Source organism: Streptomyces alanosinicus, from assembly GCF_014650595.1.
GTDB classification, from domain to species: Bacteria; Actinomycetota; Actinomycetes; order Streptomycetales; family Streptomycetaceae; genus Streptomyces; species Streptomyces alanosinicus.
In genome coordinates, this window is sequence record NZ_BMVG01000010.1 from 214,947 (window position 1) to 229,414 (window position 14,468).

A 14,468-nucleotide genomic window follows, 5' to 3' on the forward strand; every position below is an offset into this window, starting at 1 on the left:
CGACGCGGCCTTGGCAGTGCTCGTGCCGGAGCAGTTTCCCGGGCGTCCGCTCGCTCAGAAGCCGTCGGAGGGATGGGGACCGGCGGGCGGGGCTCCGCCCACCGCCGCGTCGTACAGGCTCCGGGTGGCCGAGCCGAAGTACGCGCTGTAGGAGACCTGCGGGGTGTTGCCGCCGGTGTGATAGCCGCCGATCACTCCGATGACCGCCCATCCTCCCGGCCACGGTACGAGCATGGGGCCACCGCTGGTGCCGCCCACGAAGGCGTCGCAGGCGATGCGCGGGAACGTGCCCGGGTCGGCCGGGTCGTCACTGTCCCACCGCGTGGTCCAGCTCCAGCACTCCAGGGGCTTCTCCGCCCCCGCCGGATAGCCCATCATCCGGACCGGGACATGGTAGTAGCCCGTCCCGGTGAGCAGGCGCACTCCACCGACCGCGTCCTCCAGACGCGTTCCGTCCTGGTTGGGGTCGGTGACCGCGAAGGCGAAGTCGTACGCGGCGCCCGCGTGCTCGCCCAGGTCGTAGTACTCCTGCGGGACATAGACGCCGTCGGTCCGCACCGGGAAGATCCCGAACGGTTTGAGGGAGTCGTGGTACTGCGGGACGAAAGCCAGATGACGCTTGGGCGAGGTGCCCGCGTACCCCTTCAGACAGTGACCCGCGCTCAGGACCAGGTCGCGGCCGGGACTGTGCACCACGGAGCCGCTGCAGGTACGGCCGGTGCCGGCGGCGTCCGTCCAGAAGAACGTGCCTGCCTGGGGAATGCCGTCGAAGCTCCGGCTCGGCGGGATGTACTCGCCCGGCCGGGGGCCGTCCACCGCGGGAGCCGCGCTGGATGCCGGCGTACCCGTCTCGGTGCCTTTGAGCGTGTCGGCGGGCAGCGCGGCCGCCATACGGGCCGGGGTCCAGTAGGCGTCGAGCCGGCCGGCGAGCGGGTCCGGGGAGGGCGTGCTCTCGGCGCTTGCGGTGGCGGTCGGTCCGGCACAGAGCAGAAGGGCTGCCGCACAGACGGCGGCGTATCTCACGATCCTGGTCCTGGGCTCCATCGGTTCCCCTCAGAACGGACGCAAGTGACGGCTCACCATAAGCCGCCGACCGCGACCAGCACAGCGCACGCGGCCGTACCGGCTCTACGAGCCACCGGCAAACTCCGGGCTACATCTGAGGTATGACGTCTCGTCACATCGTTGGACGCAGCGGGGTACGGTCGGCATCTCGTCGGCGTTCGCGAGGCCGTCCTCGGTCAGCCGGAAGCCCTCGGGTCGCCCGGGGCGAGAGTGGGGTGTGCCTACTTCTCGAACGCCATGTCCGGGTACTCGGGGGACGGTCCTTCCAGGAGTCGGCCGCTGCCGCCGCGCAGCCAGTGGTCGAAGTAGGCCGAAACGTAGGCCTCGTTGGTGCGTATCGCGGTGGCCGGGTCGATGGAGCCGATGTCCTTGCGCTGCACGCGGGGCTTCAGATGCAGTTGCGGCACCAGAGCCTCCGCGTCGGTGAACGAGGCGTGCTCCGAACCGAGCAGGGTGAGCTGACGGTTCCAGCCCGGAGTGTGGGCGCGGAAGGCCTGCCAGCCCGGTCCGGTGTCGGTCTTGCCGTCCTTGCCCATGAGCAGGAAGGGCCGGTCGAGGCCGTGCCGGGCGACCGGCATCAGCGAACCGTCTACGTAGGTCAGATTGCCGTCCATGTTGATGCCCGCGATGATCCGGTGGTCGGCGTCCATCGCCAGCGCTGCGGCCGTGCCGCCCATGGAGGGGCCGAACATGCCCACTTCAGAGAGATTCAGCGCCCCGGCCAGTCCGTGCGGCAGCGGCTGTCGGTCCGCGTCGGGATTCCGGCCGCTGTCCAGCTTCTGGAGCTGGTCCAGGACGAAGCCGGCGTCGGTGACCCTGACGGCCAGTGCCTTGCGTACGAAGGCGTCGCCGTGGTCCGGGGGCTCGGAGGGCAGGGACACGGTGGCGAGCGAGCCGTTCGGGAACTGGACCTCGGGTGACTCGTAGGTGTTGTCGATGGTGACGACCGCGTAGCCGCGGCTGGCCAGATCGGCTGCCGCCTTCGTGCCCCAGGTGCGCGGTTCGCCCAGCCCCGGTGAATAGAGGACCACGGGGAGCCGCCCACGGTGACCGGCGGCGACCGGGGCGCCCTGGGCCACGTGAGTGACGGTGCGGGACCAGTCCGTACGGCCGGCCGGGATGTGCATCGAGAGGTACTGGTTCGCTGTGACCGCGTCGAAGTGCTCGGCCGCCTTGGACAGCATGTACGGGGCCGCCGGTCGGCCGGCCGTGTGCGTCGTGGGGTAGTACACACTGACCATCAGCTCGCGCCGGTCCTGCCCGGGATGCCATGGGTCGTGCCGTGAGCGGTCCACCAGATGCAACCCCACCTCCCCGACCCGGTACGGGCCGGTCGGGTCGGGAAGGGAGAGGGAGCGAGCGGACGGCGGGGACGAACGGGTGAGGGCGTCGCGGGCGGTATCCGCGGCCGCGCCGGCGGGGAAAGCGGCGGTCAGCGTGCAGAGCGCGGCAACGGCACATACGGCGAGGGCTCGCCGACGGGTGCTCCTGCCGCGGTCGTGCGGAAGAGGGTGCGTCATGGATCAAGGCTGACGACTCGTCGCCTCTCCGCACATCCGGGGACGCCCCCGATATTGCGCCTCAGGGTATCCCTAGGGGCTCGTCACAGACCCGTCGGGCACAGCCGCTGCCTGGCACCGCCCTTGATCACCGCGTCGACACATCCGGCAGGCAGTCCGTCATGAGTCCTGGCGGAGAAGTTGGCCGTCACGGTCAGCACACCCTTGCCGAACGTGGTCCGCTGCACGAGACCGTCGCCCGTCAGCCTGCGGAAGCCGGTCATCGGCTGGGTCGCCGCCGCCTTGTGCAGTGGCTCGAAATACCTCTGCAACCGGGCGATCTGCTTGCCGTGCCGGTCCAGTTCGTCCCGGTCGAGGACCAGGTTGAGGGGCACGTTGTACAGCATCGCGAGCAGGGCCCGGGTACGGCTCTGGTCCGGGAGCTTCGACCACGACAGCTCCCAGCGCTCGGTGCTGATCACCGAGTCGTGCAGGACCGTCTGATAGAGCGGCACCCGGTACCTCGGGTCGTACATCGTCCTCGCGAGGTCGGCCGGCAGACGGACGGGCTTGAAGTAGACCGCCGGCGCGTTGTAGGGAGCGTAGCCGCCCCAGGTCGGGCGGTCCTTCTCCAGTTTCCACAGCCGGTCGTCCACGGGTGTGCCCGAGCCATGACTGAAGGACAGTACACCGTTCGCCCAGGAACCCGCGCTCTCCGAACCGAGTACCAGGTGACGGTCGCCGGACAGCCAGGCCATGCGCTGGAGCCGATTGCGCCGGTCCTGCGCCTTGGTCATGGGATGCGCCGGAGAGTGATCGGTGAACAGTTCGCCCGCCGCGTCGACGTCCAGGAAGTAGCTCGTGGCGCCGTTGGCGGTCATCGTCCGGGTGCGGTCGGCCAGGTAGTGCCGGGAGGCTTCGGTGCGCCGGAGCGCCTCGGAACTCACATAGCAGCCGCGGTCGCCGAAACCGGTGACGATCGTGCCGTCCGCATGACGCACACAGGCGTCCTGCCACACCGGGGCGGGCCAGGCGGACACCGGGGTGTCCGCCGATGCCGGGTCCTGCGCGTTGGCCCAGGAGTCGTAGGGCCCGACGAGATAACCGGCCTGCTGGGCAAGGTGTGTCGCCTTGCGAGCCATGGGGTTGCCGTCGGCGTCGTACCCGAGCCACATCCGGTCGATCCCCAGCTCCCGCAGGCGGCGTACGCCTTCGGCGGTACGTGCCTGGCCCCATGTGTAGGCGTGGAAGGCACCGACGAGCCTGGCGGCTTCGGGATTGCGGGCGATCTTCTGGCGCAGCGTGGTGATGCCGCCGTGGCCCTGGAGCCAAGCGCGGTAGTCGCGCGCCGCGGCGACGGGCGATCCGTCGGTGAGCGCGAACGTCACGGTGTAGTTCCCCGTGCCCTGTTGCGGGGCGAACATGTGCTTGGCCTCGGTGTGCAGACGTCCGCCGGCGGAGACGAATGCGAGGGTCGTGCCGATGTCGGACTCGACGATGTAGCTCGCCCCGTGCCGTCCGGACCGGCTGATGCCCCAGAACGGCATGGTCAGGCCCTCGGCCATGTCGGCTTCGGTGCCGGCCAGGCCTGCCGAGGCGGAGTTCCACCAGCGGTCGGCGACCGGAACGGCCAGGCCCTCGCCGCGCGGGACCTGCAACTCGGCGGTCATTCGGTCCGTGCCGGAGACCGGCCAGGTCAGACTGGACTGCCGGGCCGAGCGCACGGTGACGGCCAGGCGCCCGTCCCGCGCGGACGCCGTCACCGTCAGCCCCTTGTCGTCATAGCGCCAACTGGCCTTGCCCTCATGGATGGTGACCTTTCCCGGTGTGCCCAGATCGCCGGAGGCCGGTGCCGAGAGCTGCCAGCTGCTGCCGTCGTCCGCTCGGGCCCGCACCGCCAGGGAGGTCATGTCCACCGTGGCGCGGCCACCGGTGACCGGCACGGAGAGCTGGGTCCCGTGCGCCTCGATGTGCCGGGGCTCGGCCGTACCGGTGCCGAACGCGGCGGTCGTACCGATCGCGCCGACCATCAGGAGCGCACCGCCCGCGGCGATGAACTTCGTCTGCGATTTCGTCTTCTTGAGCTTCCTCGCCTTCACGGCCACGGACTCTTACGACCGAATCTAAGAAAGATGTGAGAGCCGACCCCGCGTCACGGCACCGGTGCCGCACGGCCGGTGCCGTTCATGTCCGCTGTCGGGCGGGCACCCGGTCCGGGCGTTGTCAGTGCCGGTTGCCATCATGTGTGTACGGCTCCCTAGCCCGGCCATGGCCGTGGCTTGGCGGAGCCGGGATCGGTGCGGTCGGACACGGGGGAAGGGCGAGCGGTATGGGTCTGTCCAGCTGGTGGGCGGTGGGAGCGCTGAGCGACGAGGAGGTGGCGGAGCTGGCTCCGGTCGCGGGCCCGGTGATCAGGGAGATGGGGGAGAGCACGTCGGCACGGGACGCCTGGTCGCGGTGGGAGCGCGATGCGGCCCGGGGCGACGGGGCGGTGCCGGTCTGGCGGCCGGACGGCTACAACACCGAAGAGGCGTTGCATCTGTACGACATGGTCAACGCCTCGGCCTTCGACGCCCTGGACGGTTCCTGCGCACTGCACATCATGGAGTGGTGGGAGCGGTTCGACGAGGATGTCGAGCCGTCCATAACCTCTGTACGCAAGGACAATCCGGTGGCAGCGCTGTTCCACGGCCTGGGTCCGCGGCGAGCCCGAGTGCTGCCGGGCTGGGCGGGCGACGCGGTACTGACCGCCGCCGAGGTGCGTCACCATCTGGAGGCCGTCGAGTCCGTGCTCGCGCTGTCCGGAGCGGAGCGGAAGCTGGTCCTCCGGCGCATCGAGGACTGGCCCGGGGACAAGGAACCCGTCGGCATCCTCGACCACCCGCTGCGGGTGTGGAGACAGGCCGCGGCAGCGGGCCTGGGGCTACTGTCCTGCCGCATCTGGTTCTGACCGGCAGCTGCGGTTGCCGGGCCGACGGGCGACGCTGTCGGCGTGGTCGGCACGCAGGCCCGCGACCAGGAGCTCGACCAGTCGGCGGGCGTCGTACCGGGGGTTGCTGTCCGCGCCGATGCACGGGTTCCCGACACCGCGCATGAGCTGGTAGGCATGCAGATGCAGATGCAGATGTGGATCGGGGTGGATCTCGCCGCCGGCGCGAGTACGCGGCACACGGCCTGCCCTTCCACGACTCCGAGCACGCCGACCTGTGGAACGTCCCCGGGGGCGCCGACATCGACGACCTCGCCCGCCGCAGCGCGCTGCCGGACTGCTGCTTCACGGAGATCGGCCGCGACCCCGCCACGGTCCCCCGCTCACCCGCCCGCCGGTCTCCTGCGACGAACCCGGCAGAACCCGGGACGCGATCGGCCGGGTGTCGATGGGTCGGGAAAGGCTCTAGCCCGTTCGGATGGATTGCCCGGCCGTCCCCTGCCTGCCTCGTGCGCGCCGCCCGAGTGTCAGTGGCAGATGCCAGACTGATTCACGCCGGGGGAACCGGCGCGAATCAGTCGAAGGAGCACTCCACCATGCTCACCACAGACTTTGTCACCGGCTCGCCGAACTGGCTCGACCTGGGCAGCCCCGACACCGATGCGGCCGCTGCCTTCTACGCCGCGGTCTTCGGCTGGGAGTTCCAGTCCGCGGGTCCCGACTCCGGTGGTTACGGGTTCTTCCAGAAGGACGGCAAGACCGTCGCGGCGCTCGGCCCCCTCATGGAGGAGGGCGCGAGCTCGGCCTGGACGGTGTACTTCCAGACGCCGGACGCGGACGCCACGGCCAAAGCCGTGGAGCAGCACGGCGGGCGGGTGCGCAGCGCGCCGTTCGACGTCTTCGAGGCAGGGCGGATGGCCCAGCTCACCGACCCCGGTGGCGCGGACTTCGCCGTCTGGCAGCCGGCCGCGGTCAAGGGCCTGGAGAAGGCCTCCGAGTCCGATGCCCTGTGCTGGGCGGAACTCCACACCGGGGACCCGGCGGGCGCCTTCGGCTTCTACAAGGCGGTGTTCGGCTGGCGCTCGCAGGCGATGGACATGCCGGGCATGACGTACACGGTGCTCTCCACGGGCGAGGGGGACCAGCAGGACGCATCCTTCGGCGGCGTCGCCGGGCTGCAGGGCGATGCGGAGGAGACGCGCTGGATCCCGTACTTCTCGGTGGACGACGTGGACGAGACCGTCACCAGGACGCAGGAGTCCGGGGGTTCGGTCCTGATGCCGGCGTCCGACATCCCGGGTGTGGGGCGGATGTGCTGGCTGGCGGATCCGTTCGGGGCGCCGTTCGCCGTGCTCAAGCCGGAGCCGCCGCAGCAGTAGCCGCCTGACCCCGGGGGCGGGTGCCCCTCAGGTCTCTCCCGCATCAACCGCAGGTAGCCGGTCGAGAACCCCGCCCCCACCAGCAACAGCATCAGCGCCACGGCCGTCCCGTACCCGATGAGCGCGCTGAACCGGAACAGCAAGCTCTCGGCCGGCCGCAGACGCAGCTGCCAGGGCCCTTCGGGCGTGGCTGCGGCCGTGTAGTCCGGCTCGTCCGGATGCCGCGAGCCGGCACCGGCGCCCGAGCGGTAGACGATGTCCCGCTCCTCGACCACGCAGGTGCGGCCGTACCTGTCATGACTCCACACAGGAGGCGAGGGAGGCGGGCATGGGCATCGTGTCCCTGGGGAGGGGCAGAGTCTTCGTCGCGCGCCACGTCGATGTCCGTGTCCAGGTCCATCTCCATGGCCATATCCATGTCGACGAGACGCGCACCTCATCCATGTTGAGGAAGAGAGGCACGGCATGAGCACACTCGGCATCCTGTCCGCGGAGGAGCAGTTCATCGTCCGCACGGTGCGCGACTTCGTGGACAGGGAGGTCAAACCCGTCGTCCGGGAGCTGGAACACAGCGACACCTATCCCGAGGCCCTGATCGGGCGGATGAAGCAGCTCGGCATCTTCGGCCTCGCCGTCCCCGGGGAGTACGGCGGCACCTCCGTCTCGATGCCCTGCTACGTACTGATCACCGAGGAACTGGCCCGCGGCTGGATGAGCCTGGCCGGTGCGATGGGCGGCCACACGGTCGTCGCCACACTCCTGCTGCGCTTCGGTACCCAGGCGCAGAAGCGCCGGTACCTGCCGAGGATGGCCACCGGTGAGATCCGCGCGACCATGGCCCTGACCGAGCCGGGCGGCGGCTCGGATCTGCAGGCGATACGCACGGTGGCCGGCAAGGACGCCGACGGATATCTGGTGAACGGCGCCAAGACCTGGATCACCAACTCCCGGCGCTCCCAGCTGATCGCGCTGCTGTGCAAGACCGACCCGGACGCGAGCCCGGCGCACCGGGGCATCTCCGTCCTCCTGGCCGAGCACGGACCGGGGCTGACGGTCTCCCGCGATCTGCCCAAGCTCGGCTACAAGGGCGTCGAGAGTTGCGAGGTGTCGTTCGACGACTACCGGGCTCCGGCGGACGCCATCCTCGGCGGGGTCGAGGGCAAGGGGTTCGCGCAGATCATGAAGGGTCTGGAGACGGGCCGGCTGCAGGTCGCCGCCCGGGCGTTGGGAGTGGGCCGGGCGGCGCTGGAGGACGCGCTCGCCTACGCCCAGGAGCGCGAGTCGTTCGGCAAGCCGATCTGGCAGCACCAGTCCATCGGTAACTACCTTGCCGACATGGCGACATCGCTGACCGCGGCCCGTCAGCTGACCCTGTACGCGGCCCGGGAGGCTCAGGCCGGGCGCCGGGTGGACATGGAGGCGGGCATGGCGAAGCTGTTCGCCTCCGAGACCGCGATGCAGATCGTCCTCAACGCGGTCCGCATCCACGGGGGTTACGGCTATTCGACCGAGTTCGACGTGGAGCGGTACTTCCGTGACGCCCCGCTGATGATCGTCGGAGAGGGCACCAACGAGATCCAGCGGAACGTCATCGCACGGCAGTTGGTCAAGCGTGGCGGACTCGACGTGTGAGCATCCGCGTGCGGGACACAGGCATCCGCGTGCCCGACGCCGGGGGAAGGCCGGCCTGCCGCCCCCAGCCGGCGCCACGAGGCGCGTCTTCATCCTGGTGGAGCTGGTCAACCGCCCCGTCCCCGAGCACCACTCCCTGCCCCTGCGCGCATTGGACGTATCGCCGCTGGTCACCTAGGTTTCCGCGCATGACAGAGCGACGCGCGATCCTCAGTGGCTCGACCTTCGAGGAGCAGATCGGGTACGCCCGTGCCGTGGTCGACGGCGACTGGGTGCATGTGTCCGGGACCACCGGGTTCGACTACGCGACCATGACGATCTCGGACGACGTGGTGGAGCAGGCCGAGCAGTGCCTGCGCACCATCGAGGCCGCGCTCGCCGAGGCACAGTGCACCTTCGCCGACGTGGTGCGGGTGCGCTATCTCCTCCCGGACCGCGCGGACTTCGAGCCCTGCTGGCCCGTGCTGCGACGCTGCTTCGGGGAGATCCGGCCGGCCGCCACCATGATGCAGTGCGGCCTGGCCGACCCTCGTATGAAGATCGAGATCGAGGTGTACGCCCGCCGCGGGGCGCGCTGATCCGGCCGAGGACGCCGCCGTGGGTCCCGTGGTGTCACCACGAGTTCACGGCATCAGGCCGGTCAACCGGCCCGGCCCGTCCACGAGTTCACCGCGCCGCAGGATCCGTGTCTCGCGTGGCAGCAGCCGGGGGCCGGCCACGACGAGGACCTCGCACGCGGCCCGCGCCGGGATGTGCCGGTGCACCGGCCGACGGTGCAGCAGGGCCGCCAGGCCGCGCGGTCGGGCCATCCCGATGACCAGCAGGTCGTCCGGGGACGACGCGATCGAGCACAGCACCGGCCCCGTGGGGCCTTCGACGACCCGTCGTACGATCCGCAGATCCGTGGGCGGCCCGCCGGCCGCCAGCTCGAAGGCCCGCTCCAGCCGCTGCCATGCCTCGTCGGCCCACAGCCGGGCCCACGAGGGCTCGGGCCAGCGGCGGAAGAGGGTCTCGCCCTCCGGTGGTTCCCAGGCCCGGACGGCCACCAGCGTGCGCGCGCCGCGGCGGGCCTCCACGATGCCGCGGCGCAGCGCGGCCAACCCGGCGAGTGAATCGCTCACCCCGACGACCACGGCTCCGACCGGCCTGCCACCTGACACCCCACGTGCGGTCATGTCGCCCACGCTAGGAACGGCAACCCCGCCCGGACAAAGTCCAATCGAAGAAAAGTGGCCTTGAAATGTGGCCTTGATCTGCGGAGTCGTCCGCCGGGGGGAGAGAGAGGGACACTCAGCGGAACGCCGCCACGTTCCGTGCCGCCCAGGTGGAGAAGGGACCCGCGGGGCGGCCGAGCAGCCGCTCGACGTCCGTGCCGACCGCCTGTTCCTCCGGGGCGGGAGTGCCGAGGACGGCGAGCGTGCCCTCGGCGACGGCCGCGGGCATGAACCGGACCATCTGCGCGTGGGCCTCCTCGCGGCTCTGCTCGACGAACGTCACCGGCTCGCCGAGTACGTCGGCGATCGCGGCGGCCCGCAGGCGAGGGGTGGTCGCCTCCGGGCCGGTCAGCGTGTAGGTGGCACCGTCGTGTCCGTCCCCGCGCAGGACGACCGCCGCCACCGCGGCGACGTCGTCCGGGTCGACGAACGGCAGCGCCACATCGGCGAACGGCGCCGCCGCGGTGCGGTGCAGCCGGATCGGCTCCGCCCAGGCCAGCGCGTTGGAGGCCAGCCCGCCCGAGCGCAGCACGGTGAAGGACAGTCCCGACGCGGCCACGGCAGCCTCGAAACCCGCCGCGTGCGCGTACGTCTCCGGCCGGGTCCCCGCACCTTGCGAGGACAGCAGCACCACCTTCGCGACCCCGGCCGCGGCTGCCTGGCGCAGGATGCCGGCCGGATCCTCGCCGGCGACCAGCAGGAACAGGGATGTGGCGCCCTCCAGTGCGGGCGCGAGGCTGTGCGGCCGGGCGAGATCGGCAGGGACGGCCCGCACACCCGGCGGCACGTCCTCCGTCCCGATGTGCCGGGCGACGGCCCTCACCGTTTCCCCGGCCTGCGTCAATCCGGCGACCAGGGCCCGGCCGACGTTCCCCGTGGCACCCGTGACAACGATCATGGCAGCAGCTCTCCCCGTATGAGTTAGTTGACTAACTAAGTCGAGACATTAGTCCAACGCGGCGTTCGATGTCTATCCTTAGTCAGGTGACTGACTCAGATGCCGGGGTGACGGCCGAGGGCGCGCGGCCGAGCCGATCCGGCCGGGGTGGCAAGCGTGAGCGCCTGGTGCGGGCGGCCGTCCAGGTCTTCCATGAGCAGGGCGTCGAGAAGACCACACTCGGGGACATCGCGCGTGCCGCCGAGGTGCCGCTCGGCAACGTCTACTACTACTTCAAGGCCAAGGACCAACTCGTCGAGGCCGCGGTGGACGCCCACTGCGAGCAACTCGACACACTCACCGCCCGGTTGGACACTGTCCCGGATCCGGCGGCGCGGTTGAAGGCGCTCGTCGCCGGCTGGGTGGACCAGCGCGAGACCGCGGCCCGCTTCGGCTGCCCCTTCGGCACTCTCGTCACCGAGCTGGACAAGCGTGACGACGGGCTTGACCGGGACGCCGCGAAGGTCATGAGGGCGCTGCTCGACTGGGTGGAGTCCCAGTTCGCCCAGCTCGGCCGTCCCGACGCCGCCGACCTCGCCGTCGAACTCGTCGCCGCCTACCAGGGCATGTCCCTCCTCACCAACACCCTGCGCGACCCCGGCCTGATGGCCGCCCAGGGCGCACGCCTCACGTCCTGGATCGACGGGATCGCGGAACAGTAGAGCCGGACCATGCGGATCCGGTCTCCGGTAGTTCACGCCAGGAACTGGCCGACATTGGTGGACTGGCCGACATCGGGTCCGAGTATGGTCCGGATCTTGGGCAGGTGGCGGGCGAAGCCATCACCATCGCGTCGCCGACGGGTGCGTGACCGGGATTTACCCGGGTCGGCTCGACGGGCGGGTCGGCAGGGCGTCCCGTTCAGTGCCGGTCTGGGTCGGTAGTGGCATTGTCCAGGCGTAGATGTCCGGGTTGAAGGCGGTCAGGCGCTTGATGAGCCTGGCGGTCGACCAGGGCCAGCAGAAGGTGTTGATGCCCGGGAGGCCGAAATAGTAGCTGGTGCCGGTGGCGTTGTAGACGGTGGTGCGCAGTGCCTCGTGCAGGGCCCGTTGATGGGCCGCTTCGGCCTCGGGCTTGACGTCCAGCGCGGATGCCCCGCTGGCGCGCAGGTGGTTGAGGGCGGCGGTGATGTAGCGGAGTTGGGCCTCGAGGACGGTGGGGACGGCCGTGGTGCCGGTGAGCAGGTTCGGCCCGAGGAGCAGGAAGAGGTTGGGGTATCCGCTGACACTGGTGCCCAGGTAGGCCCTGCGGTTGTCGGCCCAGGTCTGAGCCAGTGTTCCGTCGGTGCCGTGCAGATGGGGGGCCAGGGGGAGGTCGCCGATGTGGTACCCGGTCGCGAGGACGATGATGTCGGCGCGGGTGCGGGTGCCGTCGGCGCCGATGACGTCGGAGCCCTTCACGGCCGTCACACGGGTGGGATGCAGCCGCACGTTGGGCTGGGTGAGGGTGGGGTAGTAGGTGCTGGAGGTGATCAGACGGCGGCCGCCGAAGCGGTACTCAGGAGTAAGAGCCCGGCGCAGGACGCGGTCCCGTACCGAGGTACGCAGATGGAAGCGGGCCAGAGCCTCCAGGGGCCCCAGCAGGTGGGGGTGACGCAGCGGTACTCCGATGGCTTCCTGGGTCCAGCGATGCAGGCCGCGTAGTGCACGGCGTGCTGCCGGGTGGTGTGCGAAGAAGTCGTGGAGACCTGAAGGGAGGGGGTAGTCAGGTTTCGGAAGTACCCACTGTGGTGTGCTCTGGAAGACGGCGACATGCGCCGCCTTCGGCTGGATCTCGGGCAGGAACTGGACGGTGGACGCTCCGGTGCCTACCACTGCGACACGCTGTCCGGTCAGGTCGACTTCGTGGTTCCAACGCGCGGAATGGAAGACGGTGCCGGGGAAGGTGCCCAGGCCGGGCACGTCGGGATGGCGGGGCCGATGCCAAGGGCCGGTGGCGACGATCACGGCGCGGGTGGTGTAGGTGCCCGACGTGGTCTTCAGGCTCCAGCGGTGCGTTTCCCGATCCCAGCGGCTGCTCAGCACCTCGGTGTCGTAGCGGATGACCTTGTCAGCGCCGTGCGTTGCCGCGGTCGTGCCGAGGTAGTCGAGAATCTCAGACCGGTCGGCGAAGCCCCGGCTCCACGAGTGGGGTGCGAAGGAGTATTCATACAGCACCGACGGGACGTCGCAGCCACATCCGGGATAGGTATTGTCGCGCCAAGTCCCGCCGAGGCGGCCTGACTTCTCCAACACGACGACGTCGTCGAAACCGGCCCGGCGCAGCGCGATCACGGCGGCCAAGCCGGAGAGTCCGGCTCCGATGACGACGACTTCCGCCTCATGACGAGTGCTGCTGGTGTGGCCGTCGGTCACCGGCGTCCCCCTGCCTGCCTCGTGAGCGTCCCGGCGCCGATGCCGAGCCGCCTCCACCTCTTGCTCAGAGCAGTTGATCGTAGGGCGCGCCCGTGCCGGTCCTATGGTGATACGGCAGGCAGATGCCTCGGACGAGTGATTTTGTCAGGGGCGACAAATTCAATGCGTTTCCCTGTGTTTGGCTGCCGGCTATGACGACGAGGGATGAACCGCCCGCGTCTCGTGGTCCGCACGCCGACGTCGACGAGCCGGGGCGGCATCTGCCCTACCCCAGTGGCTGGTTCTGCTTGGCGCGTTCACGAGAATTGGCACCAGGTAAAGTCCTGACCCGCCGCTTGATGGGTGACGACATCGTCCTCTACCGCACCTGTGACGGTCGGCCCCGCGCAGTGGATCCCTATTGCCCGCACCTGGGTGCTCATCTCGGGGCGGGTGGGACCGTGGAGGGCCAGAATCTGGTGTGTCCCTTCCATCGCTTCGCCTTTGCCCCCGACGGCACCTGCGTCGCCACGCCCGACGGCCCGCCACCGCGCGCCCGCCTGCAGCGCCACACCATCAGCGAGCGCAACGGCTTCCTCTTCGCCTGGTACGAACCGGACGGCGCTCCACCGACCTGGGAAGTCCCCGACACCACCCAGGCCGGAGTCGTTCCCACGGCTGTCTGGAGCACGGAAGTGCACACGCACGCCCAGGAAATCATCGAGAACACCCTGGACTACCGGCATCTGCCCATCCTGCACCACGTGGCCGTGAAAGAACTCGACCCGCCGGCGACCCAAGGCCCCTTCCTGCGCATGCGCCTGCGCCTCGGGCCGGACCGCCCGCCCGCTCTCAAGCAGAAGATCCAGGCCGACCACACATTCCTCATGGCGGGGCTGGGATATCTCCGGGTCGAGCTCCCGCTGCCCTCGCTCGGACTCGTCAGCTACCTGTGGGCCATGCACACACCGACCGGGCCTCGGCGTACCCACATGCTGGTGGCGGCCGCTTGCGCGGACATCCGCAAGCAGGACGCCACTGGAGCGTCGCTCCCACGGCGCGGCCTGCACCGGGCCTTCGCCCGCGCGATGCTGCGCACCGCGGTCAGCAAGGTCCAGCAGGACCTGACCATCTGGAACACCAAACGCTACGAGCCACGGCCCCGCCTCGCCGCAAGCGACGAGGCCATCGGCTTGTTCCGCCACTGGACCCGCCAGTTCTACCCCCCACCGTGAGGAAGGGCAGTGGCTCAACGGGCCTCGGCGACGATGAACCCCACGCTCCGATGACCGCCATCGCCGAAGCCGCTGTCCGCATCGTGCTCCGCTCCGCTGCAGCGCAGAGGCCGAGCCCTCCGGATGAGGTCGTTCAGCGGATCCAAGCCCTCGCTCTCGGGTGCCGATCCATCATGGGATCGGGTAGCGCGCTGGTGACTCCGGCCGCGCCGGCCACCGCCAGTTGGGTCTCGCGCAGTTCCAGG

Annotated in this window: 12 protein-coding genes and 2 pseudogenes; 6 read left to right on the top strand and 8 right to left on the bottom strand. The window is 70.1% G+C overall.

What is annotated here, in order from left to right; genetic code table 11:
- Positions 1-54 precede the first annotated feature (54 nt).
- The 3 genes from IE277_RS22805 to IE277_RS22815 all read right to left on the bottom strand — a co-directional run bounded on the left by IE277_RS22805 (position 55) and on the right by IE277_RS22815 (position 4,663).
- Positions 55-1,023 (bottom strand): trypsin-like serine peptidase, encoded by a 969-nt coding sequence (locus IE277_RS22805; protein WP_229881912.1) that lies wholly within the window; start codon positions 1,021-1,023, stop codon positions 55-57.
- Between the two features lie 263 nt (positions 1,024-1,286).
- Positions 1,287-2,585 carry an alpha/beta hydrolase family protein gene (locus IE277_RS22810; protein WP_189955250.1) on the bottom strand — a complete coding sequence of 433 codons (1,299 nt, stop codon included), beginning with the start codon at positions 2,583-2,585 and terminating at the stop codon, positions 1,287-1,289.
- A gap of 83 nt (positions 2,586-2,668) precedes the next feature.
- Positions 2,669-4,663, bottom strand: a complete 1,995-nt coding sequence (locus IE277_RS22815) for a glycoside hydrolase (protein ID WP_229881913.1) — start codon at positions 4,661-4,663, stop codon at positions 2,669-2,671.
- A gap of 230 nt (positions 4,664-4,893) precedes the next feature.
- On the opposite strand from IE277_RS22815, the gene IE277_RS22820 reads away from it, so the two are divergent.
- Complete coding sequence (locus IE277_RS22820) at positions 4,894-5,514, top strand: hypothetical protein (protein WP_189955252.1); 621 nt, start codon at positions 4,894-4,896, stop codon at positions 5,512-5,514.
- Here the strand turns inward: IE277_RS22820 and IE277_RS47365 are convergent.
- Positions 5,488-5,718: pseudogene (locus IE277_RS47365) on the bottom strand (hypothetical protein); the annotation flags it as partial. The gene IE277_RS22820 and the pseudogene IE277_RS47365 sit on opposite strands and share 27 nt — an antisense overlap.
- Positions 5,719-6,089: 371 nt before the next feature.
- Here IE277_RS47365 and IE277_RS22830 point away from each other — a divergent pair.
- Positions 6,090-6,872, top strand: a complete 783-nt coding sequence (locus IE277_RS22830) for a VOC family protein (protein ID WP_189955254.1) — start codon at positions 6,090-6,092, stop codon at positions 6,870-6,872.
- 32 nt (positions 6,873-6,904) lie between these two features.
- Here the strand turns inward: IE277_RS22830 and IE277_RS49595 are convergent.
- Positions 6,905-6,997: pseudogene (locus IE277_RS49595) on the bottom strand (sugar ABC transporter permease); the annotation flags it as partial.
- A gap of 340 nt (positions 6,998-7,337) precedes the next feature.
- Between IE277_RS49595 and IE277_RS22835 the strand changes: the two are divergent.
- Together IE277_RS22835 and IE277_RS22840 are read left to right on the top strand one after the other, a co-directional pair.
- Positions 7,338-8,504 (top strand): acyl-CoA dehydrogenase family protein, encoded by a 1,167-nt coding sequence (locus tag IE277_RS22835; RefSeq protein WP_189955256.1) that lies wholly within the window; start codon positions 7,338-7,340, stop codon positions 8,502-8,504.
- A gap of 188 nt (positions 8,505-8,692) precedes the next feature.
- Positions 8,693-9,082, top strand: a complete 390-nt coding sequence (locus IE277_RS22840) for a RidA family protein (protein WP_189955257.1) — start codon at positions 8,693-8,695, stop codon at positions 9,080-9,082.
- A 45-nt stretch (positions 9,083-9,127) separates the two neighbouring features.
- Here IE277_RS22840 and IE277_RS22845 read toward each other — a convergent pair whose 3' ends face one another.
- Both IE277_RS22845 and IE277_RS22850 read right to left on the bottom strand, forming a co-directional pair.
- Positions 9,128-9,679, bottom strand: coding sequence for a universal stress protein (locus tag IE277_RS22845; RefSeq protein WP_189955259.1), 552 nt, complete (start codon positions 9,677-9,679; stop codon positions 9,128-9,130).
- Between the two features lie 115 nt (positions 9,680-9,794).
- Entirely contained in the window at positions 9,795-10,616 is an 822-nt protein-coding gene (locus tag IE277_RS22850; protein WP_189955261.1) for an NAD(P)H-binding protein, read from the bottom strand.
- A gap of 86 nt (positions 10,617-10,702) precedes the next feature.
- Here IE277_RS22850 and IE277_RS22855 point away from each other — a divergent pair, with 86 nt between their 5' ends.
- Positions 10,703-11,317, top strand: a complete 615-nt coding sequence (locus tag IE277_RS22855; RefSeq protein ID WP_373310851.1) for a TetR/AcrR family transcriptional regulator — start codon at positions 10,703-10,705, stop codon at positions 11,315-11,317.
- A 156-nt stretch (positions 11,318-11,473) separates the two neighbouring features.
- Here IE277_RS22855 and IE277_RS22860 read toward each other — a convergent pair whose 3' ends face one another.
- Positions 11,474-13,009 (bottom strand): flavin-containing monooxygenase, encoded by a 1,536-nt coding sequence (locus IE277_RS22860; RefSeq protein WP_189955265.1) that lies wholly within the window; start codon positions 13,007-13,009, stop codon positions 11,474-11,476.
- A gap of 191 nt (positions 13,010-13,200) precedes the next feature.
- Between IE277_RS22860 and IE277_RS22865 the strand changes: the two genes are divergently transcribed.
- Positions 13,201-14,223, top strand: coding sequence for an aromatic ring-hydroxylating oxygenase subunit alpha (locus IE277_RS22865; protein ID WP_189955266.1), 1,023 nt, complete (start codon positions 13,201-13,203; stop codon positions 14,221-14,223).
- Positions 14,224-14,468: the final 245 nt, after the last annotated feature.